Source organism: Micromonospora sp. WMMD1274 (genome assembly GCF_049179035.1).
Taxonomy (GTDB): Bacteria; Actinomycetota; Actinomycetes; order Mycobacteriales; family Micromonosporaceae; genus Micromonospora; species Micromonospora tulbaghiae.
Genome location: NZ_JBMHMG010000001.1, coordinates 5,992,458 through 6,018,138 on the forward strand (window position 1 = coordinate 5,992,458; position 25,681 = coordinate 6,018,138).

A 25,681-nucleotide genomic window follows, 5' to 3' on the forward strand; every position below is an offset into this window, starting at 1 on the left:
TGGGCGAACAGGATGGCGCGTAGGCGGGTCGACGCCGTGAGGAACAGGGGCAGTGGCGGGACCGTCGGGCAGCATTGCTGTATCGGCCGGGCGGACGGTGGCCAGGGGAGCCGAGGGTGGGGGCCGACAGTACATGGCCCCCCGTTTACCCCCCGAAAATCCCTGCCTGCAGTCAACAATCAGTGACAAGGAGTGCCCAATGCCTGGTCGCGTCTACACAGGTCAACGCAACTATTTGATAGTCAACGACAAGTCCAGTCCGGCTACGGTGGGTAACAAGGGGTTTTGACAACCAATGACAAGTCCTCAGGGGACTCGACAAGAGGTTGTCTTGGGTTCGAGCCCCTCGTTCCTCAGAGCGGCTGGTGCTAGTCGAGCGTCCCAGAAAGCGTACCGCCGGTTCATAGCAGTCTCGATAGGTAGCCCATCTCGCAAGGCGATCAAGGCTGAGCTTCGACGCCGTCGCGGCCGCCGCGACGGCGTCGAAGCTCAGGGCAGGGCGGCATGGGCCTCGGTGAGGAAGCGGTCACGGTCGTCGCCGTGGGCGAACGCTGCGTCGTAGACGGCGTCGATTGCGGCGGCCAGCGGGTCGACGTTGGCCAGCGCGGTCAGGGCGGGGAATGCGGCGGCCTGCTGGAGCATCTCGGTGACAGCCTGTGAGCCGAACGCGGTCGGGCTCGGCCGCAGCGGGATGGTGGTGCGGGGTACCTCCGGGTCGGACAGCAGCCGCCGGTATGCGGCGGCACCACGCTGCTCGGTGAAGGCGGGGGGCAGTGGGCGGCCGTCCTCGGCGGCGGCGAGAGCGTCGGCGATCCAGCCGAGTTGCTCCAGGCCGGCCACCCGCATCGCGCGGCGGGCTGCCCAGCAGGCCACCTGCCGCTGGCGCTCGGGGGGCAGCGCGTCGATCCGGTCGAGCAGCCGACGGTCGAGGCGCGCCAAGGGTTGGGCCTGGCCGCGCAGTTCGCGGACACGCCTCGACGGCGGAGGACCTCCCCACCGCTCGGCTTCCTGTTCGGCCCGGAACCGGCGGAGCTCCTCCGTCCGTGCGGTCGCTTCGGCGGCCCGCGCCCGCAGAGTCTCGACCCACGGGTACGTCCCGGTGCCGTCGAGCAGGTGGTCCCAGATCAGGCCGAGGGCGGCGGCGTGCCGGCCCTGCACTCCCTCGTGCCGCAGCGTCACGCCGTCGGGGCCGGTCGTCAGCCGTACCGTGGTGGGCTCGTCGTCCGGCAGGGTGGTCAGCGGTTCGGGGAAGATCGGTGCGTCGGCGGTCTCCCATGACCACCGGAGGGTTTCTGCGTCGATCCGTTCCAGGCGCACCTGCAGATCACCGACGGGCAGCACGCCCACCGGCAGGCCGACCGGTGCGGGCCGGTGGCGCACCACGGTCACCCGGGCGAGACCCGTGTCGTCCTCGTACGGGTCGGGCGGCAGCGGCGGCAGGATCGCCGGCCGGGTGGACGGGCGGGGGACAAGGGACAGCATCGCCCACTCGGCGGCCTTCTCCGGTTTCTGCTCCCAGCCGCGACGCTCGGGGCCGGCCAGCACGGTGCGCCACGGTGTCTCCTCACGCGCCGCCCAGACGTGCAGCTCGTGTTGCTCGGGCGGGTCGTCGTCGGTGCGCACCGTCTCGTGCAGGCGGTGACGGGCGTGCACCCGTACCCGGATCAGCCCGCGCGGGACGGCGACGTCGACGAGGGCCTCCGCGACGCCACCCATCAGGCCGATGACCGACAACCGGCCGCTGGGGCTCCACAGGGTCGCCTCACTGATCGCATCCCAACCGGCGTCGATCTGCGTCGGGGGCTCCGGCAGCACCCGGAGACGTGCCTCGATCGGCCCCGTGTGGATACCGCAGAAGCCGGTGAGCCGGCTCGGCCCGCCCACCTGAAGGAGGGTGTCACCGATGGTGTGGATGCCCAGGCCGGTCACGCCGGGCACGGTGGTCACCTCGTACTGGCAGTAGCTGACGTGCAGTCGCGCCCAGTTGGTCATGAGGCGAGCTGCCGCAGCACGGTGGGGTCGGTGATCGTGTCGTCGGCGGCAAGCATGATCGCCTTGGACAGGATCGTCGACAGCATCGGGTCGTCCTCGAACGGCAGGTGTAGCCGTCCGATGCCGCCGCGTGCGGGGACGATGCACAGGTAGATGTCGTGGGGCTCCATCATGATGTTGCCCGAGCCGAGGTGGATCCGGTAACTCCGCAGGTTGCCGCGTACGTGCAGGTATCGGTCCGCGAGGGTGACCCGGTCGGCGATGGCCATGCGGGGGAGCAGCCGGGCCAGGGCGTCGCGACGTACCTGCGCCGACGGGTTCAGCGCGCCGGCCACGGTGCGGTGCCAGTAGTCCCGGAACCGGTCCTCGCCGCGGTCGGCCCACTGCGGGTCGGTGGCGATCGAGGTGACGCCGACGAACAGGTCCACGTCCCGCATCGCCTCGGTGAACACCAGCGGCGGTACGTCCGTGACCGGTGCGGGTTGCCAGGTCGTGCCGTCGGATCGGGCGAAGCGCACCTGGTCGGTCGAGCAGTAGTGGGCGTCGTAGTCGCGCGGGTCGTCGGTGTCGACGAGTTGGTGGTGGAAGGACGCCCGCCACGCACCACCGCCGAAGAGCTTGGTGGCTTCGCTGTCGTACCCGCCGTCCCACGTGCCGAGGTAGCCGGCCTGCCAGCCGCGGGCGCGCATGAGCGCGTTCGCCTGGCGGTAGCGCAGGATGTGCGCGGCGAACCGGTTGGAGTAGGAGCCGGTCCGCTCCTCGGCCGGCGTGAGCAGGTAGACCTCACGGAAGGCCTGCTTGAACGGCTGCGTCAGGCCGGTGGCGAGCACCCGTTCCCGCCAGGCGAGGGTCTCGTCCACGGTGGCGCGGATGGGATGCCACAGCCGGACCCGCTCACCACGCGCCGGTCGCCCGTCGAGACCGGCGAGCGTCCACCCGTCGCCGTCGGTGTGGGGCAGGCCCGCCGACCAGTCGCGCCCGTCGGTGCTGGTCTCCCAGAGCAGCCGCCGCCCGTACGTCCCGGTTATCGGGTGGTCGAGGAAGCGGGACACCCAGTCCGGGTACGACCAGACGCGGTCCTCGGACAGCAGCGTCTCCACCCTCTGCCGCTCGGCGGTCAGCGTCGCGCTGATGCCCTTCACCACGTCACGTAGCTGCTTCAGCTCGTCGGCGTGCGTCTCCTTGAGCACGGCCGGGACGCCCTTCAGCCCAACGCCGCCGCGAGCGAAGGTCAGACGGGCCTTCTCGCCCACGACCCGCACCGTCGCCTCGTACGGGCCGACCTCGGTCAGTCGGCTGCCGGTGGAGTCGAGCCCGTGGTCGTCGACGGCGAGCCCCATCACCTCGCTGAGCGACCACCCCCGCGACGCGCCGAGGTGCGCCAGCGCGGACTGCACCCGGGCGCGCACCGCCTTGTTCTTCACGGTCACCGCGAGCCGGGCCAGGGTCCGCACCGGTGCCTCACCGTCGCGCCCGGCGAGCAGCTGCACGGCCGCGATCGCGGTGCGCTGGGCATGGGGGAAACCGGACGCCTGGCGGGGCGCGGCCGAGGCGGTGGCGGTGACCCGGGCCAGCAGGTCCGTCGCCGCCTCGTCCGACTCTCGCGACAGCGCCCACACCAGGCCACGCAGGAGGCGGTCCGAGTCCTCGTGCACGCGGCGACGGTGCGCGGTGAACGCCTCCAGGACCGCGCGGACTGCCTTCGCGCCGTCGGCCGCGGTCGTGAGCCGTTCGTCGAGGACGCGCAACCACTTCGCCGGTGGCGCCGGCTTGTCGAGCGAGGCGCAGTGCGTCAGCAACTCGGGCACGCCCGGCGCGGCGAGGACGTCACCCATACCGGCGCGTACGAGGGGCCGAACTCGTCGCCGTGGTGCAGCAACCAGGACGGCACGCGGCGACCGGTGGCACGGTCGAGCGCCCCTCCGATCAGCATGGCGACGCGCCGACGTGGCCCGGCTGCCATGAAGTAGTCCTCGGCGATCTCGTCGAACAGGGCCGAGAGCGCCGGCGCCAGATCCGCCAGGTCCGCGGGAGCCAGACGCACGGCGATCATCGCCGGCAACTCCAGGTGGGCGCCGTTGTCGTAGCCGTGCCCCTGGCCGGCAACCTCCAGACTCCATAGGAGATCCGCCCGGGTCCAGTCGTGCACGCCGTCGGCGAGGCTCCGCACGACGTCGTTCAGCGCGGACGGGATCGAGCTGTTGTTCGCCTTGAGGTGCACGGCGAGCGCGGCGCGGCGGCGAAGCTCACCCGGCCACGCCTTGGTGGCCGCCCATTCCGGCGTGCGGGTCACCGACGTCGCCCAGAAGTAGGTGTCCATCGGACGGAGCAGCGGCCGAACGTGGACGTCGGCTTCGGCGATTCCGGTTTCCACCCGCCGGCGATCCGGGGCGCTCAGCGCGGGAAGCAGGCGCGTCCAGTCACCCATCTCAGCCACCTACCAGGGGGACGAGTCGCACGAAGGCCACCTCGGGGTCCGCAAGCAGGTCGATCTCCTCGTCGAGATCCTCGACCTGGCGGTCACCCACCAACAGCACGAAGCCGTTGCGGGCGAAGGCGGCACACGCGGCGTCCGCCTGACGCTCCCAGTCCAGCCGCCGTCCCCGACCGACCCGATAGCCGTTCAACGTCGCCTCCGCGTTGGTCGGTCGCACCAGACCCCGGAAGAGGTCGGCCTGGTCGGCGTTGAACCGCGCCACCTCCTCGCGCACGCGCAACCGGACCAGCTCCCGCGCGGAGATGCGCTCGGGCAGGCCTGCCAACGGCCACTGATCGATCGCCCTGCCTGTCGCTGTCTCGTCCCGAACCGTAACCGTGGCCATCGCGCCGTGCTCCTTGCCTTGAGGTGAGCGGCATCATGGCACGACAGTCCGACGGAACCGCCGCGGTCATCCGCCGGGCAGCGGGTGTCAGCGCCGCTGTGTTCAACGCAGTGCCCCGGCGGGCCGGGCGACGTCGCTGCCGGCGCCGGAGCGAGGTCCCGGCCGGCGAGCACGATCAGCGCGGCGGCGGCATCGACAATCCGCTGCCGGCTGAGCAACGCCTGCCTCGGCCGGGTCTGGACGTACTTAAACTTGCAGCGCTAGTTTATGCCGCATGGACCTTCATCTCTCCGCGGAGCAGGCGGCGGTTCGTCAGCTCGCCGCCGAGTTCGTCGACCGTGAGGTGGTCCCGCACGCCGCGGCCTGGGACCGGCGCGAGTCGGTCGACCCGGAGATCGTGGACAAGCTCGGCCGGCTGGGCTTCCTCGGGCTGACCATCTCCGAGGAAGACGGCGGGTCCGGCGGCGACCACCTCTCCTACTGCCTGGTGCTGGAAGAGCTCGGCCGGGGCGACTCCGCCGTCCGGGGCATCGTCTCGGTGTCGCTCGGGCTGGTCGCCAAGGCCATCGCCGCGTACGGGTCCGCCGCGCAGCGGGCCGAGTGGCTGCCCCGGCTCTGCGCCGGCACCGCGCTCGGCTGCTTCGCCCTGACCGAACCGGACAGTGGCTCGGACGCGGCCGCGATGACCACCCGGGCGACCCGCGACGGCGGCGACTGGCTGATCACCGGCGCGAAGACGTTCATCACCAACGGCACCGTGGCCGACGTGGTCCTGCTCTTCGCCCGCACCGGCGGACCCGGACACCGGGGCATCAGCGCGTTCCTGGTGCCCACCAACGTCGCCGGGCTCACCCGGAGGGAGATCCACGGCAAGCTCGGGCTGCGCGGGCAGGCAACCGGTGAGCTGCGCTTCGACGCCGTCCGGGTGCCCGACTCGGCGCGCCTCGGGCCGGCCGGCGGCGGGTTCCGGCTGGCCCTGGCCACCCTGGCCAAGGGCCGGATGTCGGTGGCCGCCGGCTGCGTCGGCATCGCCCAGGGCTGCCTCGACGCGGCGGTCGGCTACGCCGGGCAGCGCACCCAGTTCGGCAAGCCGATCGCCGGGCACCAGCTGGTGCAGCAGTTGCTCGCCGCCATTGCCGTGGACACCGCCGCCGCCCGGCTGCTGGTGTGGCGGGTGGCCGACCTCGTGGACCGGGGCGAGGCGTTCGCCACCGAGGCCTCGATGGCCAAGCTCTTCGCCAGCGAGGCAGCGGTCCGGGCGGCCAACAACGCCGTCCAGGTCTTCGGCGGGTACGGCTACATCGACGAGTACCCGGTCGGCAAGTACCTGCGCGACGCCCGGGTGGCCACCCTCTACGAGGGCACCAGCCAGATCCAGCAGCTGCTCATCGGGCGCGCACTTACCGGCGTCAACGCCTTCTAGCAAAGGGGAGAACCGTGACCAGATTCGCCGACCGGGTGGCCGTCGTCACCGGCGCCGGGCAGGGCATCGGCGCGGCGACCGCGCACCGGCTGGCCGCCGAGGGCGCCGCCGTCGCCGTGGTCGACCTCGACGAGGAGCGCAGCCGGGCGGTCGCCGACGAGATCACCGCGGCCGGCGGCCGGGCCGTCGGCATCGGCTGCGACGTGACCGACCCCGCGGCGGTGGCCGCGATGAGCGACCGGGTGGTGCAGGCGTACGGCGGGTTGCACGTGCTGGTGAACAACGCCGGCATCACCCGCGACGACCTGCTGTTCAAGATGCCACTGCCACACTGGGAGGCGGTGCTGACCACCAACCTGACCAGCATGTTCCTCTGCTGCCAGGCCGCCCAACAGCACATGGTCGCGGCCCGCTACGGCCGGATAGTCAACCTCAGCAGCCGCTCCGCCCTCGGCAACCGGGGCCAGGTCAACTACGCGGCGGCCAAGGCGGGGGTGCAGGGTCTGACGGCCACCCTCGCCATCGAACTCGGCCCGTACAACGTCACGGTCAACGCCGTCGCCCCGGGCTACGTGGCCACCGCGATGACCGCCGCCACCGCCCAGCGGGTCGGCAGCAGCCCGGAGGAGCATCAGCGGACGGTCGCCGAGCACACCCCGCTTCGCCGGGTCGCCCAGCCGACCGAGATCGCTTCGGTGATCGCCTTCCTGGCCAGCGACGACGCGTCGTACGTCAGCGGACAGACCCTGTACGTCAACGGCGGCGCGCGCTGAGGCGCGCCGGCGGACCAGCACCCGGAGGGGACATGGACTTCGCGCTTTCCGACACCGAGCGGGCGATCCGCGACACCGCCCGCGACTTCATCACCCGGGAGGTCATGCCGCTGGAGCAGGAGCTGCTGCGACGGGAACGGGCGCACCGGCCCGGACTGGAGCACAGCGAGCTGCGCGAGTTGCAGCTCAAGGCGCGCAAGTTCGGGTTCTGGGGGCTGGCCACCCCGGAGGAGTACGGCGGCATGGACCTGCCGGCCGTCACCCAGTCCCTGATCTGGACCGAACTCGGCCGCTCGTTCGTGCCGTTCCGGTTCGGCGGCGAGGCGGACAACATCCTGTTCCACGCCAATGACGAGCAGAAGCGTGAGTACCTGGTCCCGACCATCGAGGGGGAGCGGCGCAGCTGCTTCGCGATCACCGAGCCCGGCGCCGGCTCCGACGCGGCCAACATCAAGCTCAGCGCCCGCCGTGACGGCGACGACTGGATCCTCAACGGCGAGAAGACCTTCATCACCGGCGGTCACGACGCCGACTTCGCCATCGTGATCGCGGTGACCGACCGGGAGAAGGGGGCCCGCCGCGGCGGCGCCACCGCGTTCCTGGTGGATCGGTCGATGGGCTGGCGCTCGGAGTTCATCCAGACGATGGGCGAGGGTGGCCCCGCCTCGCTGGTCTTCGACGACGTCCGGGTACCCGGGCGCAACATCCTCGGCGAGCCCGGGCAGGGCTTCAGCCTCGGCATGGAATGGATCGGCAAGGGCCGTTACATTATCCCGTCGCACGCCGTCGGCATCGCCGAGCGGGCGTTGTCGATGGCCATCGACTACGCCAACACCCGGGAGACCTTCGGCGCGAAGATCGGCACCAACCAGGCCATCCAGTGGATGATCGCCGACTCGGAGACCGAGCTGGAGGCGGCCCGCTGGCTCATCCTGCGCGCCGCCTGGACCGTCGAGCAGGGCATGGACCCGCGGCACGCCTCCTCGATGGCGAAGCTTTACGGCGCGGGCATGGTCAATCGGGTGGTCGACCGCGTCCTGCAGATCCACGGCGGCATGGGCTACACCAGGGAGCTGCCGATCGAGCGCTGGTACCGGCAGGTCCGGCTGTACCGGATCTTCGAGGGCACCGACGAGATGCAGCGACTGATCATCTCCCGCGACCTGCTGCGCGGCTACACGAAGCTGGGAGGGCACCTGGCATGAGGGTCTTCGCGTCCATCGAGGAGTTGGCCGAGGCGACCGGCGAGACCCTGGGTCCCGGCCCTTGGTTCCGGATCGACCAGCAACGGGTCGACCGGTTCGCCGACGCCACCGACGACCGCCAGTGGATCCACATCGACCCGCGACGGGCCGCGGCCGGCCCGTTCGGCGGCACCATCGCGCACGGCTACCTCACGTTGTCCCTGCTGCCGGCGCTGGCCGGTGGCCTTTACCGGGTCGAGGGGGTGGCCATGGGGGTCAACTACGGCCTCAACCGGGTGCGCTTCCCGGCCCCGCTCCGGGTCGGCAGCGCGGTCCGCGCCACCGCGACCCTGGCCGGGGTGTCACCCGTGGACGGCGGCGTGCAGGTGGTCACCGCGGTCGCCGTGGAGAGCGACGCCGGCGGCAAGCCGGTCTGCGTCGCCGAGACGGTCAGCCGCCTGGTGCGGGGCGTGGCCCGATGACCGCGCTGTCGCTGGCCATGGTGCTGGCCGAGTCCGCCCGCCGGCACGCCGAGACCGTCGCCGTGGTCGACGGCGACACCCGGGTGACGTACGCCGAGCTGTGGCTGGAGGCGCGCAGCTACGCCGCCGGGCTGCGCGAGCGGGGGGTCGGCCCCGGCGACAAGGTGGCCCTGCTGGCCCCGAACGTGGTGGACTTCCCCCGGGTCTACTACGGGGCCCTCGCCGCCGGCGCGGTGCTCGTCCCGGTGCACCTGCTGCTGACCGTGGACGAAGCGGCGCACGTGCTGACCGACAGCGGCACGAAGCTGCTGGTGTGTCACAGCTCCCAGCTCGCCCTGGGCGCCGCCGCCGCGGCGGCGGCCGGCGTGCCGCTGGTGACCGTCGGGCCGGCGGCCGCCGGCGCGGTCGCGCCCCGCCTGGAGGAGCTGAGCCACCCGCTGCCACCGCTGCCGTCGTACGTCACCCGGTCGGCGGAGGACCCGGCGGTGGTGCTCTACACCAGCGGCACCACCGGGGTGCCCAAGGGCGCCGTGCTCACCCACCTCAACCTGGTCATGAACGCCACCGTGAACGTCTTCGACGCCAACGACGCGCGCAGGACGGACGTAGTGCTCGGCTGCCTGCCGCTGTTCCACAGCTTCGGCCAGACGGTGGCGATGAACGGCACCTTCCGGATCGGCGCGACGCTGGTGCTGCTGAGCCGGTTCACCGGGCCGGCCGCCATCGACCTGATGCTGCGTGAGGGGGTGGACGTCTTCCACGGCGTGCCCACCATGTACGTGGCGCTGCTCGACGCCGCCCGGGACCGGGACGACCTGCCCCGGCTGCGGCTCTGCGTCTCCGGCGGGGCGTCGCTGCCGGTGGCCGTGCTGGAACGGTTCCACGCCGCCTTCCAGACGACGGTCTTCGAAGGGTACGGGCTCTCCGAGACCTCACCCACCGCCACCACCAACCAGCCGCACTTCGGCACCCGCGCCGGGACCATCGGGCACCCGGTCTGGGGCGTGGAGGTGGAGATCGCCCGCGCGGAGGTGGACGAGCGAATCGAGCTGCTGCCGACCGGAGAGCTCGGCGAGATCGTCATCCGGGGGCACAACGTCTTCGCCGGTTACCTGGGGCGGCCCGAGGCGACCGCGGAGGCGGTGGTGGATGGCTGGTTCCGTAGCGGTGACCTGGGACGCAAGGACGCCGACGGGTTCATCACCATCATCGACCGGAAGAAGGACATGATCATCCGGGGTGGCTTCAACGTCTACCCACGCGAGGTGGAGGAGGTCCTTGCCGGGCACCCGGCGGTCGGCCAGGTGGCGGTGATCGGGGTGCCCGACCCGCGTCACGGCGAGGAGGTCTGCGCGGTGGTGGTGGTGGACCCGGCCGGCCCGGACCTGCCTGACGAGCAGGAGATGATCGACTGGTCGCGGGAGCGTCTGGGCCGGCACAAGTACCCGCGGCAGGTCCGGTATGTCGACGACCTGCCGCTCGGGCCGAGCCACAAGGTGCTCAAGCGGGAACTGCGTCGCCGGATGGCCCCGCCCGACTGACCACCGCCCGCCGTCCACTGCCACCCGCCCAGGCCGCGGCCCTCGTCGCGCTCACCGCGCATCGAGGGCCGCTTCCTCCGGCTGTCGCGCCGGCGAGCGTCGCCCGCCGTCGTGCTCGGCGGGCGGTCCCGGCGGTGGCGTCGAATACTGAGCCGATGACCAACCCCGACCTCGATCCGAGGTGTACCCGCCGATCGACCCGCGTGTGGACGTGCCGGACGGTCCCGGCGCACTCCTCCCGGACACCCCCGGGGTGACGATCGTGCTGACCGAGGACGGGCTGCCGCAAGTCCGGGCGGGCTGTGCGAGCGGTGAGGCCGAAGGGCGGCGTGCGACATCCCTGCTCGGCGACCATCGAGCCTGCTCGCTGGCTTGCGACAGATCCACGCCCACCTGCCTCAGTGGGGTGGCAGTGGTGCGGCCGGGCGTACGGCCGTGAAGTCGGCGTGTTCGTACCGGGTGGCGGAGAGCAGTAGCAGCCACTCGTCACAGCCCTGCCACGGGTATAGATCGGCGGCTCCGCCGCGTACGGACCGGGGCCCGTCTCCGGTCCGCGGTCGCGCGTCTGACGGCGCGCCGTCGAACCCGGGGATCCATACGTCGGCGCAGAGCTCGTTCGCCGAGCCCATCGCCACCAGCCCGAACGCGTTCTCGCCGGCGGCCGTCCGCGTCTCGTCGCCGAAGTCGTCGAGGAGTTGGCCCTCGTCGGGTTTCCCGTCACCGTGGAAGGTCAGCGTGGTGGTGCCGGCCCGGGCTGCGTATTCCCACTGCGCCTCGCTGGGCAGGTCGAACGGCAACAGCTCGAGCAGGCCCTCCAGGTCGCCTTCGAGCCGAGCCGTGCCGGTGTCCGCCTCGGCGTAGTCGTCTTCGTACTCGGGCAGCCAGTACCGGACCTGCGCCACGGTCAGCGGGTGCCGGGCGAGCAGGAACGACTCGACGCGCACCTCGCGGACCGGTTGTGCGTCTGTGGCGCTGGCAAGGAACGGGTCGATGGTGTCCTCGACACCGCCGCTGCGTTCGATGGCGCGTACCGCGTCGAGCTCCGCCTCGGACAGGCCCATCCGGAACGCGCCGCCGGGAACCTCCCGGAACACGACTCCCGACGGGATGTGCCGCCACGCCGGTCGCCCGGCCACGATCTCCTCGGTCCACATGGCGGCGAACGCTAGCAGCCAAGCCGTCCGGAAGTCTCCCGATGCCCCGCAGCTCGCGCACAGACCAACTGCTGTCGATGCTTAAGGCCGAAGCTGGCAGAGCCCCTGGATGGGCCTGGCTATAAAGCTGGCAAGACCGGTGGATAGACGGTCAGACGTGGCGGACGTTCAACCTTCGCCCCCCGTTTACCCCCCGAAAACCCGGGCCAAATGTTGGCGAAGAGTGACGAGAGCCGGTGAGGTCCTAGCAGCGTCCTTGCAGCTCAACGACTATCTCAGGCAAGTAATGACAAGCCGACTTCGGCTACTTTCCGTTACAAGGGGTTTTGGCAAGCAATGACAAGCCTTGAACGAGGCTCGACAAGAGGTTCTTCTGGGTTCAAATCTTCTCGTTCCCACGTGCCGCCGTCGTCCGTGCGCTTGAGCTCGATGACCACGAGATGCCCGGCCTTGTCTACGGCGAGCAGGCCAACCCGGCACCGGGTGTCCTTCCAGTTGCCGAACTCCTCGGCCACGACCAGAAGGTCGGGGTGAGCACGGCGATGTCGTTCCGGGAGGAGCCGTTGCAGGTCCTTGCGTTCGTACAGCCCGAGGGTGGTGAACCGGGCTGCGTCGTGCCGCCGCAGGTGTCCGTCGTTGATCTCGTGCAGTGGCATGCCGCCTCCTCGCCGCTTCCCCTCACCGAGGATGGTGCACCGCTAGGGAGTGATGAGCGGGGCCAGGCCACCGGCTTCGGCTATCGCCAAACGAAGGCGGGTCTGAGCATCGATGAACCAGGTTATGTACTCGGGCCAGTCGTCCCCGTTGTTGATGTCACCCTTGCGGTACTCCGCGATGCGGCAGCCCTTCCTGGCCTGTAGTGGTTCGTACGACAGGGTGTTTCCGAAAGTCGGCTCCAACTTCGCGCGGGCGGCGGCGAAACGCGCGTCGTTGACCGCAGGATCGGGGTCCTGAAAGAAGATCTCGCTCGACAGGCCGGATCGGCCGAACGTGCACGTGTACGACATGCCGTTCATGCCGGCGGGCAGGGACTGCCAGTTCTGCGGCGAGCCCTTGGTCGACGTCGTCCACCCGAGCTTGCGGTCATGGACCGCCTCAAGGAACCTCGTCCAGAACTCCTGGTAGGCCAATGCTCGTTCGCTTGCCGTGGTGTCACCCTTGGCGATCGCCTTGACCTTCTTGCCCCAGTCGTTCGGCTGCACAACTAGGCGCATGAGGGGCGCCGGCATCGACTCGCCGATCCGTACTGCACTGATCTCAATACCGAAGAACCGCGTGTTCTCGTCCGTACGGGTGTTGAGCCAGTCCAACGCGGCCCGATGCTCCTCGCGAAATTCGGTCGCGATCCACACCACGTTGACCGGGTCCGTTCCACCGGCGTAAGTCAGCAACTGACCCAGGTGGCCGTGGTCTGTCCTCGTCAGCTGGTTTTCGATGATCACCGTTTCGTTCGTCGCCTCATCGACGCCGATCAGGTCCAGCGAGAATCCGCCCACTGGATGTTCCGCTGACGACAGCGCCAGGTCCATGCCCAGCAGATCGCCGAGCACGTCCGCGTTCACCAGCAACCAAGGCGTGAACGTGTGCGCCTCGTGCTTCCAGACTTGCCGAACGTCGAGTAGTTCGAGCTTGCCGAGCGTGGGCAGTCCCTCGCCGGAATCCACAGAGGTCATATCGGCGACCGTATCGCTCAGAGGCCGGTCCTGACGCCCCATGACCACCCTATTGGTGCTGGTGTCGCAGGGTCGACGGTCACGAGGCCGCTGAAGTCCTTCGGTCCGGCATCCAAGCGAGGATGTCCAGCAGGCGTACGTCCGACAGGCGATCCGCCGCCTCGGCGACCAGCGGATCGCCGTGGTCGCGTGCCGCGCCCCGCAACAACGCGAGGCCCTCGGCGGCCTGTAGCAGATCCGTGCGGTATGCCGCCCAGTAGGCCCGCCGCGGTGGTGCGTGCCTGCTGCCTGCCTGCTGCAGTTCACGTGCCGCGACCTCGGCGGCCCGCCGGTACCGCCGCAGCAGTGCGCTGTCGAGGATGAGGAACAGGCCAGGCCGCACCAGGTGTAAGGCCTTGCTCACCTTCGCGTGCCCGAGCCCTCGCGGACGATCCTGGAAAAAGTGCTGGTACAGCCGAAGCGCACTGTCGTAGCGACCGTCGTTGAGCATCGGGTCGGCGTCGCGGAGGTGGGCGTTGAGCGGGACGTCGTCCCAGGGCGCGGTCTCGCTCAACCGGAGCAGGTGGCGCTCCTGCTCCCGACTCATTCTGCTGCCCATGTACGGTGCGCGAGTTACCTTGATGAGCTTCGGCGTCAGCACGGGGTGCGTGCCGGCCAGCCAGTCGTAGGCGCGGACCGTGTGGGCATGCCGCTTGCAGTAGCCGACGAAGACGCCAAGCGGGTCGTTCACCGGCCGACCGGCGACCTCGATCGGGACCACCGTGGCGCCTGCTTCCTGTTTACTCGGCGGAGTCTCCATCAGTTCCCAGCCTGATTCCGTCCAATAAGCCGTGCCAACCTCCCCGGCGGCCACCGAGAGGAGCGCTTGGGTGACGACAGCCACCCGGGCGGGCCGTCCCACATCGGCTGTTGGTCCCGTTCTGACCCCCGACCTTCTCCGGTGGCAGCGTGCTCGTCAGCGCATTTACTAGCATCACCATTCCTTCATCGCCCACTTGGGGGCGCTCGGGTCGTCGGCCTCAAGGCCGGGACGAGGAGTCGGCGAAGCATATGGTGGCCAACGGCAAAAACCAGTTCGAGCGGCTGAGCGAGAGCGGTTACTACTCCGCCGTGGTCGAGGCGAACCGGGCGTACCTGGACGTCGCGGTGCCCAACCCGGCCGGCACGGAGCGGGAGTACTGGACCCTTTCCTGCCTGCCGAACACCAAGAGCAGCCCGCGTCGGCTGTCCGCGGTGTGCATGCGAACGCTGGAGACGTTCGTTCTGCACCAACCGCTCGATCCGGAGAACCAGGACGTAGCCGAGGGGTTCGTCGTTGTCCGGCGGTCCGTGCTCCGCCGGCACTGGCCGACCGGCCGAGCCCTGGCCCGGGAGTTTCCGGGTCTCACCGAGGAGCGGTCGGACTACCGGGACGCGGGACCGGACCAGGCGCGGGTGTGCGGTCCGTACGACCAGTTGGTTGCGGCGCTCGCCGACGAGCGCTTCGCTGCCGCAGTCCGGCACCTGACCTCCGCTCTCCTCACCGCGCGGACCATGCAGGGCGCCGGGCATAGCCCTCGGCTTGTCGACGAGGTGCTGGGCCGCGCGCGCCCGGACGCCGAGTGGATCTATCCGGTAAGCGACCGGACCGAGATGTGGGGCTACGACCAAGACGTGCCGGAGATGTTTGGGAGCCTGCCAGCCGACGGCGCATATGACGACTGGCACCTCTCCTCCTGCTTCCATCAGATCCGGGCCGGGGACCGCATCTGGGTCTACGCCAGCACCCCATACCGGCGGATCGTGGCCGCTGGGACCGCCTGGGCTGACCCGTACCTCCGCGCCGACGGCGACGGTTCGGAGTGGCGGCTGGAGATCCGCTGGGAGGTGCCGCTGACCCGTTTCCTGCTCAGACGCGGCGTAGCGGGGACAGACGTATTGGAGAAGGTCGTGCAGGGCGTTCGCGCCGTCCAGCCGGTAGAGTCGGACCGCCTGGCCAAGATTCTGGACGAGGCCCGGGCGCCCGAACCCGAGGGACTGCCGGAGGGCCGCCGTCGGCGGCTGGCACAGGTGACGGCCCGACAGGGGCAGGCCGACTTCCGTCGCCGGCTCATCGAGGCGTACAAGGGCCGCTGTGCGATCAGCGGTTGCAGCGTGGAGGCGGCGCTGCAGGCCGCGCACATCAAGCCGTACGACGGACCAGCCACCAACCGAGTTTCCAACGGCCTTCTACTCCGAGCAGACCTACACAACCTCTTCGACCAAGGGCTGCTCTGGATCGACGACTCATACCGGGTCCAGGTTGCAGAAGGGCTCGACCACTACGGCGAGTTCGCCGGGGTCGAACTGCCGCCGACGGCGGATCCCGCGCACCGGCCGGACCAGCGGGCGTTGGCGGCGCACCGCCGCGACCACGGCGTTGAGTGACGATTTCCGCAGCCGACCGATCCGGACGGTGCGGTCGAACGCAGGGCGGTACTTACGAGGGGCACGTTCGCGTCGGGGCCAATTCCGGTAGTCGGTGCCTGAGCCGGCAGATCCCCTCGTCAATGAGGGCAGACCGGCGGCCTTCGTCGCCAGTTGACGCGTCTGACAAACGACGCCCGGTTGGCTTTCTAGCGCGGGCGCCGGTAAGGCGCGGTTGTGCGCCTCGGGGCGCAGCTACACGCTCGGTGGTGCGGCGCCATCGGGTCGCCAGTCGGTAAACAGCTCGGCAAGCCGGGCCTTGGTCTGATCGGTGACGATCTTGGTGACATCTTCTCCGAGTGGCTTCAGAGCGAGTTGCCGTACTGCGGGGTGCTGTGCTGGTGCGGGGCAGATGAACACGGCGAGAATCCGGAGGGCGCGCAGGGCTTCGTCGTTGGAGATGAGGTCGAGCAACGGAACACCTGAGAACGCTGCGATTTGGAGCCCGTGCCATGCCTTGTCGACGATGAGAGAGACGACCGCCTCGGTGACGGTCGGTCGGTCCGCTTGTAGCGGTGAGCGCAGGATCATGTCTTTGACCTTGCCGGGGATGCTGTCGAAACCGTGCCGGGTCACCTCGATCACCTCCGCCATGGCGATGAAGAGGTCGCACCAGCCGTGGTGGGTGAGATCGCGCTTGACGGCGGTGGCGTCTGGAGCGGCGCGGTCAAGCTCCGCCACGATCTCGCGCCATGCGCCGCGAGTCATCTCTTCGGCAAGTGCGGTCACCTGCTCGGCGGGCGACGGGTAGGGCTCGCCGTCCACGAATCCGGTGTGCGGGGGCGGCGGGGTGGCAAGCCAGTCCGCGACGTCCAAGCGGGCCAGGTCCGTGGTGATTTCCCGGTTGACGCGGGTCTGCTGCAAGCTCCGCGGCTGATGCGGCGTCCAGGTCAGTTTGCTCTCGAAGTTCTCCCGTCTCCTGCGACGGCTCGCGTGGTCATAGTCGACGTGGTCGAGCCATCCCTGCACACCGTGCTGGGAGCCGCCGCACTCGGTGCAGCGGCAAAGATGTCCTTGAGCTGTCGCGCAACCAGGGTTGTGCCTGCTGGTGTCCATGTCACGGCCACCTCGATCGTCCGGCAGACCCGAGGTCGCGGAATGGCCGGAAGTTGACTCAAGGGAATTAGAGCGATACCTTACGTCACTATCCCATTGATGCCAATGGCACCTCGCTTTACCAAGGCGACAGCATCAGCCGCCGTGCAGCCAGCCTCGTACGGCTGGCGAAGCCCGCTGCTGGCCGCTCTGTGATGCGGAGCCCGAGGACCCGGCCCCCGAGGTCGACGGGCTGAGACCCCGCCCCGCGGCCGCTCTTCAATCCCTTCGCTGCAGTCGCCGACGGACGGCTGCCTGTTCATGCACTCCTTCGCAGCGCGTCGCTTGACCCGTTGGCGTCGCCTCAACCCGTAAAGAGCGCGGCGACATCCAGGCAGGCCCTCACCCGGAAAGGAACGCTCACTGATGACCTCGCACGCTATTGGCCCTGGTAGGGGACCAGAGTCGAGGCGATGGCTCGCCCGGCAGTTCCCACACCGGAGCTGGCTCATCGCCGATCTGCAACGACGCATCGACCGCGCCCCTGCCCCCATCCACGCCTACCCTCCGAACCCCGACCGATTCGGTCAGGCGCTGGAGAGAACGCTCGCTCTCGACCTGTGCGACGACCCGCCATACCCGTACCTGATCGCCAAACTCCCCGAGGCCGGACGCCGACGCCTACTCACCGCCGCCGGCTACACACCCACCACCTGCGCCGCGGACGGGCCGTGGCGCAAAACAACCGATCACATCCCCGGCGCTCGACTCTTCACCGTCGGCAACCTCTTGCCCGACCTAGACCGGGCAGTACACGCACTCGGTCAGGCCGCACCCGACCCAATCGGCCAGGCGATTCACGCCGCGGTCCGCGACCGACGGACCATCACCACGTACGCGACCGCAACACACGCCGCGCGCCCTGCCTTCGCGGCCTTCTGGGCCAGCTACACCAGCGGCTTCCGCGACACGCTGCGTGGCTACGGGCCTGTCACCGCTTCCCTGAACCTGCTGGACGGACTCCGGATCGTCGACTTCCTCGCCGGCACCACCACTGTCGAACTCAAGACGGGACACCTCGACGACGCCCGCGCCTTCGACGCCCTGATCGACCAAGTCCTGACCTACGCACTACTTGCACCCGTCTGCGGCCATCCAGTCACCGCAGCCGCCATTTACCTGGCCCGCTACCACGTCCTGGCCCACTACACCCTCGACTCGCTGCTCCGCCGCCTCGCCGGACAACCAATCAACACCCTTCAAGCAGGGCGCCACCTCACCGCCCTTATCCGAGCGGAAGGCCGACGCCCGCTGCCAGCTGGACTCCCACCCGAGGGGCGACGCTCGTACGCGGTATGAGCGAGAGAAATCCGGATCGTTCGTCTTGGAGCCAGGTGGTCATTGCCTTGAGGTGAGCGGCATCATGGCACGACAGTCCGACGAAGCCGCTGCGGTCATCCGCCCGGGCAGCGGGTGTCACCGCCGCTGTGTTCCACGCAATGCCCCGGCGGGCCGGGCGTCGTCGCTGCCGGAGCCGGAGCGAGGTCCCGGCCGGCAAGCACGGCAACCGGTCCGCCGGGCACGGCGATCACGACGGCCAGCACCAGGAAGACGACCGCGGTCCGGACCAGCCGCAGCCGGTACGCGACGAGCGCGATGACGGCCGGTCCGGCCATCGCCACCGACGCGGCGACCATCAAGGCCCGGCTCGCCCGATGTCGAAGGTCCGCGAACTCGCCGGGCTGGTCGCCGTAACTGACGCTCCACTGCTCCAGGCCGATGCCCGCCCACCACATGGCCGCCGCGATCAACCCGCACACCCAGACCAGGACCAGGAATCCCACGATCGGGCCACCTCGCCGACCGGTACCGATCGCTTCAGACGTCATGCAGCCAGCGTGGACGGCTCAACCCGGCCGAGCATGAGTCGGCGTACTCAGCTTCACCGGGCGAGAACGAACATTCCGAAACTTGCTCGTGATCAGGCTCGTGGTCGGGTAGGACGATGTCATGGTGGTTGAGGAATCGCGGTCCGGGACAGGCGGTCTCCGTGCCCGTCGTGAGGATCTGGTGCGGGGCGACCGCTGGCAGGGCCTGCTCCTCGACGTCACCGCCGCGCCCCGGTGTCCCGGGATCGTGGTGGAGGTGACCGGGGGTGGGCGTCTGCAGATCCGGCAGGGGCCGACGGTGGTGTTCCTCGCTCGCCTCGACGCGAGCCACTACCACGTCGACTACCGGGCGGCTGCCGGGCTACGACCCGATCTTGCCGCCGGTGCGGTCGGCGGATGCGCGGCGCATCGGCGGGGGCCCGGCAGAGGATCGTGGTTTGCGGTGGGTGTACCGGTTCGCCGATCTGCTCACCGCCAGCGGGGTGGGGCCGCTGTATCCGGGCCGGTGGTTGTTGCAGCCCAGCGCACCGAACCTGCGGTACGTGGAGGCAGCCGCGTCGGTCCGGAAACCTGCCGGGACCGCCGAGCGGTGGTCCGAGCTGCTGGTTGACGACGATGCGGGGCAGCTCGACTGGTACGTTCACGGCGGCAGTGGCCTCGTCCTGGCCATGCGTCCGATGTCCCGGGCCGACGACGCGCGGGTGAAGAGCTACCGCAAGCAGGTCCGCAGCGGCACGCTGCCGCCGATCCTGTTGTGGTGGGTGAGCAGCCTCGACTCGTACCTTCTTCTCGACGGTCATGATCGGCTGGCCGCCTGCCTGGCCGAGGTGGTCGAGCCACCCCTGATGACCCTGACGGCGGTCGTCGACGCCGACGAGGTGCAACGGTGCCACGCCTGGTCGGTTCGCCGTCATGCCGAGACCACCGCGCACATCGAGCGTGAGATCTCCAAGGGCACGCCGGGCGCCGCCGACGCGCTGGTGGCTGAGCGAGGGCGGTTCGCCGACGATCTCGTGGCACCGCAGCTTCGGGCGAAAACCAGCAGGGCCTGGATGCTCCCCGGCGGAGTGGCGCAGTGGGAGCGTGTGGCAGCCGTGACCGATCTCGCCCGGGTAGAGAACCATCGTTGAGATCGGCGGTTCACGAGACGGGCGGTTCAGGGGTGGCCGGGCCTGGTCAGCCTCGACGTCGGCCCGGAAAACCGGGTTCATCGCCATGAGTGGCGGGGCAGGATGTCGGGGTGATCTGGGGAAGACGTGACGGCCGGGTCCTCTTAGCTTTGCCGGTGGAGGAGGATGGGCTGCTTCCGGTGGTGCGAGTTGTGGTCGAGCACGCCGGGGCCGGTGGATGGGAGGCGTTGGACCGGTTGGTCGACGTGCTGCTTGAGGTCGATGCTCATGGCGATGAGGTGGCGGCGCGATCGGCGTTGGCGCTGGTGACCGCTGCGCCCGGGCTGGTGGTTCGGCTCGACGAGCACGCGCGCTCGGCCCCGTGGTACGGCCGGCACCGACAACCCTCGTGGCGGCGGATCGCGGAACGGGCTTCTGCGCCGCCGTCGGGGCCGGTGACGACGGCGATGGCGAGCATGCATGGCGATGGGCGAGTCCGGGAGCGGGCGGTCGCGGCGATGATCGCCCGCCCATACACGGAGGCGATGCCGTTTCTGGTGTTGCGTACCGCCGACTGGGTGGCCCCGGTGCGGGATCGGGCACGGGCCGGAATCGCGCTGCTGCTCGCCGACGACGCTGATGTCTACCTGCCTGCAATCTTGCCGACGGCGCTGCGCATCGAGGCCCGCGCTCGCGCCGGCTTCGCGGTCGCCCAGGCGCGGGTGGCGGTGCTAGCGGCGACGGAGCAGTCGTGGCGTGGCCTGCTCGCCTCGGCTGGTCGCCGGGAGCGGCGCTTCGTCTTCGATACCGTGCTGGCGCGCGGTGGGCTGCGTACGCCGGAGCTGGTGACCTTGGCCGAGTCGGATCCGGACGTGTGGGTGCGAGCGCGGGCGGCGGAAGCGGCGTGCCGCGACGCGGTCTGGACCCGCTGGCACGACGTCCTTCGTCGGCTGGCTCGCTCGGCTCGGGCGGAGGTGCGGGTTGTGGCGTTGACCGGGCTGGTTCGGGCCGGTCGGGACGCCGACGTCGCCGGACACCTTGACGACGACGCGCCGTTGGTGCGGGCCGTGGCCCGCGACGCGGCCCGCCGTCTCGGTCGGGACGCGCGGGAGCACTACCGCGCAGGCGTTGACGTCGATGAGCCGGTCGTGGGCGCGATCGCCGGGTTGGCCGAGACCGGCTCGGTGGCGGACGCCCCGCGGTTGCTTCGCCTGCTCGGCCACGAGAAGCCGAAGGTCCGGGCCCACGCAGTACGAAGTTTGCGGTTGCTGGACGCGGTCGTGGTGGGGGAGTTGGTGCCGTTGGTGCGGGATCCGTCGCCGGCGGTGGTGCGGGAGGTGACGCTGGCGCTGCGCCCGGTTGCCGGCGCGTTGCCGCCGGCCCTGCCGTGGGAGTTGCTCCGGGACGGCCGGGTGGAACTGCGGCGCGCCGGCTACAAACTCCTGCGTGGTCGTGGCGTCGGCGTGGAGCTGCGGGCGGCGTTGATCCTGGCCGCTGACAGGGATAGGCGCTTGGCCGAACGGGGCAAGTCCGATGCGACCCGCCTCGCCAGGGACGCGGCGAGCACGACCTGGCGCCGTTCTCCTCTGCCGGAGTTGCGGGTCACCGAGGCAGAGCGCGTGGAACTGCTCGCATTGGCGGACCGAGCGGCGGTGATGCTCGGAGACGAGACCAGCCGGCAGCTCGCCGGTTGGATCGCGGATAGCAACCCTGTCGAGTGACTGAGCGCCACACGCCGAAGGTTCTCAGCAATCTCGACGTTGGCAAGGGCGCAACACCCTAGCCGTCGTCCCCTTCGCCGCTCGTCGGCCCGAATGAGCACGATGATCGCTACGATCGCGCGGTTTCGCCTGGCGCAAGTCCCGAGATCCAGTCGGCGAAGATCTCAGGTAGGCGATTCAGATCCGGTGGCCGGACCGTGACCAGCCGGATGCCCGAGAGGTCGGCGAGCTCGGTCTTGCGCTGGACCTTGGCGGCGTAGTCGTCCTCCTGCAGCATGCCGAGGGCCTCGACGTACGTCCCGTCGCTCAGAAGCCAGTCCGCACGCAGGCCGGTGGTGTTGAGCAGATGGTGCCTCGGGTAATGCGGCTCCACGTCGTGCGCGATGCCATGGTGGTGCAAGAAGTCGTCGATGTGCCGCTCGAACATCGACCGGCACAGGTGCCCGTCCGCCGCGACGGAGAGGATGCCGCGTGCCGGCCGGGAGGCGTCGGTGAGCAGCCCGGCGACCGTGAGCCAGTCCGTCCAGGTGCGTTGCTTGCGGCCGGGGCGGGCGGTGAGGGCGTAGGTGCGGGGGATGAGGAACCGGCAGAGCATCGCCTCGTCGGCGCGGGCGGGGTCGGTCAGGGCGATGCGGGAAAGTTGCTCCTGCGATGGCGGACCGGAGAACTCGATCTCCGCGAGCTGGCGCAGCGCCCAGATCGTCGCGTCGGTCCATGGTCCGTCGGTGCCGTTGTCGCGAAGCACGCCCCTACCGGCGAGGATGCAGCAGTCGAAGCAGTACGCGAGCCCGGACCGGGTGCTGTGCGCCGACGTGCCGCAGAGGCGACACGGGCGGATGTTGTCGTCGATGTCATTGGTGCGGAACAGGTCGCTGAGGGTCTTGCGCTGCAACTGCAGCGTGAAGGCAGCGACATTGGGTGCGGGTTCGTGCTTTGCTCGTACGTTCAGCCAGACCCGGTGTGGCTCCGGCACAAGATCGGTGGCCCGCGCCGTCAGGCTGCACGACGCGGGGACGACCGCCAGATCGTCGACGATCGGTCCGTCTCCCAGCGGGTAGATCGAGTTGTCGCGGACGACGGGACGAAACGGTCCGACCCCTGATGCCAGGAAGGCAGCGGCCCGTCGGTTCCGGCCGATGGTGATGGTCGACGGCGCCGCCCAGCGCACCTGCCCGGGATGGACGTCGTGCCGTTTGAGCAGCGTGGTCATTGGGGTGCGGTGGGGGCGGGCGTAGACGGTCAGGACGTCGGATTGCGGGTCGTACATGCCCGCCTCCGGTAGTTCGTCGAGGTCGACGCCGTCGCGCACCAACCGGATGGACCAGATGTGCTGCCGATCCTGTGGGTCGTCGCGGAACCGGTCCGTCGTGACGATCGCGTCCGGGAACTCGCCGAGTTCGGCGAAGTCGTCGGGAAGCGACACGTCTACGCCGTGCTCACGCAGGGCCACCACGGCGTCGGGCCGGGCGCGTTCGTCGATCAGCGTAAGGGGACCCCCGGGCAGCTCGTACCGACCGATCTCAAGGCCTGATCGGTCGGTGACAACGATCCGCTCGAAGCCCCAAGCGGACCGGCTGATGGCGCGAACTCCCTCGTACGGGTGCGGGATCTGCCGGTAGTCCGCCCAGGCCCGCAAGTCATCCGACGCCGCGGCGTCCCGCCGGTCCTGCTCCCGGCTCCGCGGCGTCGGGGCGCCCCAGCGTCCCGTGGCCACCCGGGCGGCGAAGGCACCGCCGAGCAGGCGAGCAAACTTGGCGGTCAAGCCCGAGCGGACGTCGTCGACGGGGGCATCCACCGTCGGTGCCGTCACCTGCTGGAACCTGTCGACGAGCAGGCGCAGCGCGCCAGCGTCCGGCAGGTCCAGGCGGACACGGCCGATGCGGTACCCGAAGCGGCGCTCCTCCTCCGAGGAAAAAGGGGTGTGGCGGCTGGGCTGCCACGCCCTCTCATCCTCCTGCTCATCCTCCCAGTCGTCATCGCCGATCCGGGACACGTCGATCCAGCCGTGGCAGCCGATGGCATGTGGCGTGGCGGTCGCCGCGAGCCGATGCAGGCTCTCGCCCACCCAGTGCAGGGTGCTGTCGTACAGGAAACCCATGTGCCGGTCGACGACCGAGCCGCCACCGCCCGGCGGTGCGGCTGCCGAGATCGCCTTACGGTTGTAGGTGTTGTCCGGGCGAGGCACCAGACCGAGCACCACGGGAAGCCGCAGTTCTATCTCGTCGTGCCGGTTGCGGGCCTCGACGATCTGATCGGCACGCGTTAGGTTGTCGAACACGAAGCGGCGCAGCGCTGCCACGGAGTCGTCGAAGACCGCGATACCGGCTCGGGAGGATGTGTTCCCGCGCGGGATGACGACCATCCCCACCTGGGGCTGGTAGGCGATCTGATCTTGCTCGGCAGGCATCAGCGGATCATGCCAGAGACCTGAGCAATGGCTCAGTGGGTGGGTCGCTTCGTCCCTGCTGGTCGAAGAGGGCGTAGCCGAGGCTCGGACGCCGAGACCAAAGTCCTAGGACGCTTTAGGGGACGTGTCAGCTATCTCGCTGTGCCGGTCCGAGCGCGCCTCATCTAGACCCTCGCAGCGCTCGTTCCCTCTGCCCGTCCCGTGGGTTGTCGTCGATCTCTACGGTGTGGTTGCGGGTGTTCGGCAGGGGAGGGCATCCATGGGCATCTGTGTCGTGTGTCGGGCGGATCAGCGCACGGTTGTGCTCATCAGCAGTTGGGGTGTCCCGCACGGTGCCTCGGGGCACCAGGTCAACTATCGCTGGAGCAGGGTGGTGGCCTGCCCGGAGTGTGGTGCTGGTCTTCTGGTGCGCTTTGATCACGATTGCTTCCACCCGCCGTGGGAGGAGCCGTGGGACATGGACTGGTCGTGGCCGGTCGACGTCGACGGGGTCCAGCGGCTGATGTCTGCCCTCGTCGGGTGCCCTGACCCGCTGCAGCCATCGTGCGAATGTCCCGCGCACCGCAGCTTGCGCGAGACGACCGAGCGATCGTCACCTCGTGAGGTTCCGGTGACGATCGTGTTGACCGAGGACGGGCTGCCGCAAGTCCGGTCGGTACACGATCTATAAAGCTGGCAGGACCGGTTGATAGACGGTCAGACGTGGCGGACGCTCAACCTTCGACCCCCCGTTTACCCCCCGAAAACCCAAGCCAATTGTTGGCGAAGAGTGATAAGAGCCGGTGAGGCGTTAGCGACGTCCTTGCAGCTCAACGACCACCTCAGGCAAGTAATGACAAGCCCACTTCGGCTACTGTCCGTTACAAGGGGTCGTCGGTTCGAATCCGGCCGTCCCGACGCAGGTCAGAGGCCATTCGGAATCTTCCGGGTGGCCATTTCTGATCTTGTACAGCACCGAAGTGCAGCAACGGCTCATTGATCGAGGCTCTGGCCGAGTTTCCGCAGGGCCTCCCGTCGCCTTCGATGGGACCTGGCTGTAGATCTCCATCGTGATCGAGAAGTCCGCGTGGCGCAGGATCGCCATCGCGATCCGGGGATGGACGCCACGACCAGCACCGCGTCGAGATCGCCTGTCAGACGTGGTCGGAGCACCGCGGCGTCTATGGCGCCTGCCGGCTTACCGCTGAGCTGCGCGAGCGCGGTCACCGCTGGAGCCGCAAGGCGGTAGCTCGGTTGATGTGGCTGGCAGAGATCGAGGGTGCTCACCGGCGGCGGCGCGGCAGGCCCCGCCGCAAGGCCGCGTCCACGGCGACCGCACCGGATCTGGTGCGGCGGCAGTTCCACGCAACTGCCCCGAACCGGCTCTGGGTTGCCGATATCTCCTACCTGCGCGCCTGGGAAGGCTTCCTCTGCCTCGCCGTCCTGTTCGACGCCTACTCGCGCCGTGTTGTCGGATGGGCGATGGCCGATCACCTGCGCACCGAGCTCATCCTCGACGCGGTCGGCATGGCCATCCAGCATCGCCGACCGGCCCGTGACCAGCTCATTCATCACTCGGATCGGGGAACGCAGTAAACGTCGTTCGAGTGCGGCCGCACCCTGCGCTCCTGCTGCATCCTCGCCTCCATGGGTTCAGTCGCCGACTGCTACGACAACGCCATGGCCGAAACGTTCTTCGCCACCTCAAGACCGAACTGGTCTACACCCGAGCCTGGCCCAGCCGACACGAACTGGAAATGGAGGTCTTCTCCTAGATCGAAGGCTTCTACAACCCTCGCCGACGGCACAGCCGGCTGGGTAACTCAGCCCCGACACCTACGAGAAGATCCACCGAGAGTCCCCGACAGACATCAAGGTGTCCGGCCGATAGGGGTCACTTCAAACGGGCTGCTGCCAACGCCGAGGTAAACGCAGGTGCGAGATGTTGCTCAGCCAGCCAGCCAGCCAGCCAGCCAGCCTGGCCGCCCGCTCGACGGTTCCTACCATGTCGAGAGCCTAGGGCTCGTGGAACTCCGGCGCTAGGTCGGTCCT

Annotated in this window: 21 protein-coding genes and 1 pseudogene; 10 read left to right on the forward strand and 12 right to left on the reverse strand. The window is 69.5% G+C overall.

Annotation, left to right across the window (positions count from 1 at the left end):
- Positions 1–489: 489 nt before the first annotated feature.
- Genes ACN27D_RS28335 through ACN27D_RS28350 form a run of 4 tightly spaced genes read right to left on the reverse strand, consistent with a single transcriptional unit; the run spans position 490 to position 4,814 of the window.
- Positions 490–1,992, reverse strand: coding sequence for a hypothetical protein (locus tag ACN27D_RS28335; protein ID WP_421500443.1), 1,503 nt, complete (start codon positions 1,990–1,992; stop codon positions 490–492).
- Positions 1,989–3,827 (reverse strand): DUF4132 domain-containing protein, encoded by a 1,839-nt coding sequence (locus ACN27D_RS28340; protein WP_421500444.1) that lies wholly within the window; start codon positions 3,825–3,827, stop codon positions 1,989–1,991. Before ACN27D_RS28340 ends, ACN27D_RS28335 begins: the two co-directional genes overlap by 4 nt.
- Positions 3,785–4,420 carry a hypothetical protein gene (locus ACN27D_RS28345; protein ID WP_421500445.1) on the reverse strand — a complete coding sequence of 212 codons (636 nt, stop codon included), beginning with the start codon at positions 4,418–4,420 and terminating at the stop codon, positions 3,785–3,787. Before ACN27D_RS28345 ends, ACN27D_RS28340 begins: the two co-directional genes overlap by 43 nt.
- Before the next feature lies 1 nt (position 4,421).
- Positions 4,422–4,814, reverse strand: coding sequence for a hypothetical protein (locus ACN27D_RS28350; RefSeq protein ID WP_030504534.1), 393 nt, complete (start codon positions 4,812–4,814; stop codon positions 4,422–4,424).
- 274 nt (positions 4,815–5,088) lie between these two features.
- On the opposite strand from ACN27D_RS28350, the gene ACN27D_RS28355 reads away from it, so the two are divergent.
- The 5 genes from ACN27D_RS28355 to ACN27D_RS28375 are packed head-to-tail and all read left to right on the forward strand — an operon-like array spanning position 5,089 to position 10,217.
- A complete protein-coding gene (locus ACN27D_RS28355; protein WP_421500446.1) occupies positions 5,089–6,237 on the forward strand; it encodes an acyl-CoA dehydrogenase family protein in 1,149 nt (382 codons plus the stop codon).
- A 14-nt stretch (positions 6,238–6,251) separates the two neighbouring features.
- Positions 6,252–7,010, forward strand: coding sequence for an SDR family NAD(P)-dependent oxidoreductase (locus tag ACN27D_RS28360; RefSeq protein ID WP_216933207.1), 759 nt, complete (start codon positions 6,252–6,254; stop codon positions 7,008–7,010).
- Between the two features lie 32 nt (positions 7,011–7,042).
- The gene (locus tag ACN27D_RS28365) at positions 7,043–8,215 is read left to right on the forward strand and encodes an acyl-CoA dehydrogenase family protein (RefSeq protein ID WP_262015100.1); all 1,173 of its coding nucleotides are present in this window, start codon (positions 7,043–7,045) and stop codon (positions 8,213–8,215) included.
- Entirely contained in the window at positions 8,212–8,676 is a 465-nt protein-coding gene (locus ACN27D_RS28370) for a MaoC family dehydratase (RefSeq protein WP_013477301.1), read from the forward strand. The genes ACN27D_RS28365 and ACN27D_RS28370 overlap by 4 nt, the downstream gene beginning before the upstream one ends.
- Positions 8,673–10,217: a long-chain-fatty-acid--CoA ligase gene (locus ACN27D_RS28375; protein WP_421500447.1), complete on the forward strand. Its 1,545-nt coding sequence runs from the start codon at positions 8,673–8,675 to the stop codon at positions 10,215–10,217. Before ACN27D_RS28370 ends, ACN27D_RS28375 begins: the two co-directional genes overlap by 4 nt.
- 398 nt (positions 10,218–10,615) lie before the next feature.
- Here the strand turns inward: ACN27D_RS28375 and ACN27D_RS28380 are convergent, their stop codons facing one another.
- The 4 genes from ACN27D_RS28380 to ACN27D_RS28395 form a co-directional block, all read right to left on the reverse strand.
- The gene (locus tag ACN27D_RS28380) at positions 10,616–11,371 is read right to left on the reverse strand and encodes a formylglycine-generating enzyme family protein (RefSeq protein ID WP_151013934.1); all 756 of its coding nucleotides are present in this window, start codon (positions 11,369–11,371) and stop codon (positions 10,616–10,618) included.
- Between the two features lie 314 nt (positions 11,372–11,685).
- Positions 11,686–12,027: a hypothetical protein gene (locus ACN27D_RS28385; RefSeq protein WP_421500448.1), complete on the reverse strand. Its 342-nt coding sequence runs from the start codon at positions 12,025–12,027 to the stop codon at positions 11,686–11,688.
- A 42-nt stretch (positions 12,028–12,069) separates the two neighbouring features.
- Entirely contained in the window at positions 12,070–13,044 is a 975-nt protein-coding gene (locus ACN27D_RS28390) for a DUF4268 domain-containing protein (protein WP_421500449.1), read from the reverse strand.
- Positions 13,045–13,123: 79 nt separating this feature from the next.
- Complete coding sequence (locus tag ACN27D_RS28395; RefSeq protein ID WP_421500450.1) at positions 13,124–13,927, reverse strand: hypothetical protein; 804 nt, start codon at positions 13,925–13,927, stop codon at positions 13,124–13,126.
- Positions 13,928–13,992: 65 nt separating this feature from the next.
- On the opposite strand from ACN27D_RS28395, the gene ACN27D_RS28400 reads away from it, so the two are divergent.
- Positions 13,993–15,450: an HNH endonuclease gene (locus ACN27D_RS28400; RefSeq protein WP_421500451.1), complete on the forward strand. Its 1,458-nt coding sequence runs from the start codon at positions 13,993–13,995 to the stop codon at positions 15,448–15,450.
- Between the two features lie 234 nt (positions 15,451–15,684).
- Here the strand turns inward: ACN27D_RS28400 and ACN27D_RS28405 are convergent, their stop codons facing one another.
- Entirely contained in the window at positions 15,685–16,545 is an 861-nt protein-coding gene (locus ACN27D_RS28405) for a hypothetical protein (RefSeq protein WP_421500452.1), read from the reverse strand.
- Between the two features lie 405 nt (positions 16,546–16,950).
- Here ACN27D_RS28405 and ACN27D_RS28410 point away from each other — a divergent pair, with 405 nt between their 5' ends.
- The gene (locus ACN27D_RS28410) at positions 16,951–17,883 is read left to right on the forward strand and encodes a hypothetical protein (RefSeq protein WP_421500453.1); all 933 of its coding nucleotides are present in this window, start codon (positions 16,951–16,953) and stop codon (positions 17,881–17,883) included.
- A gap of 95 nt (positions 17,884–17,978) precedes the next feature.
- Here ACN27D_RS28410 and ACN27D_RS28415 read toward each other — a convergent pair whose 3' ends face one another.
- Positions 17,979–18,368, reverse strand: a complete 390-nt coding sequence (locus tag ACN27D_RS28415) for a hypothetical protein (protein WP_421500454.1) — start codon at positions 18,366–18,368, stop codon at positions 17,979–17,981.
- Between the two features lie 491 nt (positions 18,369–18,859).
- Between ACN27D_RS28415 and ACN27D_RS28420 the strand changes: the two genes are divergently transcribed.
- Both ACN27D_RS28420 and ACN27D_RS28425 read left to right on the forward strand, forming a co-directional pair.
- Positions 18,860–19,543 (forward strand): hypothetical protein, encoded by a 684-nt coding sequence (locus ACN27D_RS28420; RefSeq protein WP_421500455.1) that lies wholly within the window; start codon positions 18,860–18,862, stop codon positions 19,541–19,543.
- A 110-nt stretch (positions 19,544–19,653) separates the two neighbouring features.
- The gene (locus tag ACN27D_RS28425) at positions 19,654–21,243 is read left to right on the forward strand and encodes a hypothetical protein (protein WP_421500456.1); all 1,590 of its coding nucleotides are present in this window, start codon (positions 19,654–19,656) and stop codon (positions 21,241–21,243) included.
- A 109-nt stretch (positions 21,244–21,352) separates the two neighbouring features.
- Here the strand turns inward: ACN27D_RS28425 and ACN27D_RS28430 are convergent, their stop codons facing one another.
- Both ACN27D_RS28430 and ACN27D_RS28435 read right to left on the reverse strand, forming a co-directional pair.
- Positions 21,353–23,650: a hypothetical protein gene (locus tag ACN27D_RS28430; RefSeq protein WP_421500457.1), complete on the reverse strand. Its 2,298-nt coding sequence runs from the start codon at positions 23,648–23,650 to the stop codon at positions 21,353–21,355.
- Between the two features lie 972 nt (positions 23,651–24,622).
- Positions 24,623–24,752 (reverse strand): annotated as a pseudogene (locus tag ACN27D_RS28435) (site-specific integrase); the annotation flags it as partial.
- A gap of 134 nt (positions 24,753–24,886) precedes the next feature.
- On the opposite strand from ACN27D_RS28435, the gene ACN27D_RS28440 reads away from it, so the two are divergent.
- On the forward strand, positions 24,887–25,225 hold the full coding sequence (locus tag ACN27D_RS28440) for a DDE-type integrase/transposase/recombinase (protein WP_421500458.1): 339 nt from the start codon (positions 24,887–24,889) through the stop codon (positions 25,223–25,225).
- Positions 25,226–25,681 lie beyond the last annotated feature (456 nt).

What these genes read in the sequence shown, in the direction of transcription:
- ACN27D_RS28335 (WP_421500443.1), bottom strand. Translation starts at nt 1,992, where the DNA reads ATGACCAACTGGGCGCGACTGCACGTCAGCTACTGCCAGTACGAGGTG.
- ACN27D_RS28340 (WP_421500444.1), bottom strand. Translation starts at nt 3,827, where the DNA reads ATGGGTGACGTCCTCGCCGCGCCGGGCGTGCCCGAGTTGCTGACGCAC.
- ACN27D_RS28345 (WP_421500445.1), bottom strand. Translation starts at nt 4,420, where the DNA reads ATGGGTGACTGGACGCGCCTGCTTCCCGCGCTGAGCGCCCCGGATCGC.
- ACN27D_RS28350 (WP_030504534.1), bottom strand. Translation starts at nt 4,814, where the DNA reads ATGGCCACGGTTACGGTTCGGGACGAGACAGCGACAGGCAGGGCGATC.
- ACN27D_RS28355 (WP_421500446.1), top strand. Translation starts at nt 5,089, where the DNA reads ATGGACCTTCATCTCTCCGCGGAGCAGGCGGCGGTTCGTCAGCTCGCC.
- ACN27D_RS28365 (WP_262015100.1), top strand. Translation starts at nt 7,043, where the DNA reads ATGGACTTCGCGCTTTCCGACACCGAGCGGGCGATCCGCGACACCGCC.
- ACN27D_RS28370 (WP_013477301.1), top strand. Translation starts at nt 8,212, where the DNA reads ATGAGGGTCTTCGCGTCCATCGAGGAGTTGGCCGAGGCGACCGGCGAG.
- ACN27D_RS28375 (WP_421500447.1), top strand. Translation starts at nt 8,673, where the DNA reads ATGACCGCGCTGTCGCTGGCCATGGTGCTGGCCGAGTCCGCCCGCCGG.
- ACN27D_RS28380 (WP_151013934.1), bottom strand. Translation starts at nt 11,371, where the DNA reads ATGTGGACCGAGGAGATCGTGGCCGGGCGACCGGCGTGGCGGCACATC.
- ACN27D_RS28385 (WP_421500448.1), bottom strand. Translation starts at nt 12,027, where the DNA reads ATGCCACTGCACGAGATCAACGACGGACACCTGCGGCGGCACGACGCA.
- ACN27D_RS28390 (WP_421500449.1), bottom strand. Translation starts at nt 13,044, where the DNA reads ATGACCTCTGTGGATTCCGGCGAGGGACTGCCCACGCTCGGCAAGCTC.
- ACN27D_RS28405 (WP_421500452.1), bottom strand. Translation starts at nt 16,545, where the DNA reads ATGGACACCAGCAGGCACAACCCTGGTTGCGCGACAGCTCAAGGACAT.
- ACN27D_RS28410 (WP_421500453.1), top strand. Translation starts at nt 16,951, where the DNA reads ATGACCTCGCACGCTATTGGCCCTGGTAGGGGACCAGAGTCGAGGCGA.
- ACN27D_RS28430 (WP_421500457.1), bottom strand. Translation starts at nt 23,650, where the DNA reads ATGCCTGCCGAGCAAGATCAGATCGCCTACCAGCCCCAGGTGGGGATG.
- ACN27D_RS28440 (WP_421500458.1), top strand. Translation starts at nt 24,887, where the DNA reads ATGTGGCTGGCAGAGATCGAGGGTGCTCACCGGCGGCGGCGCGGCAGG.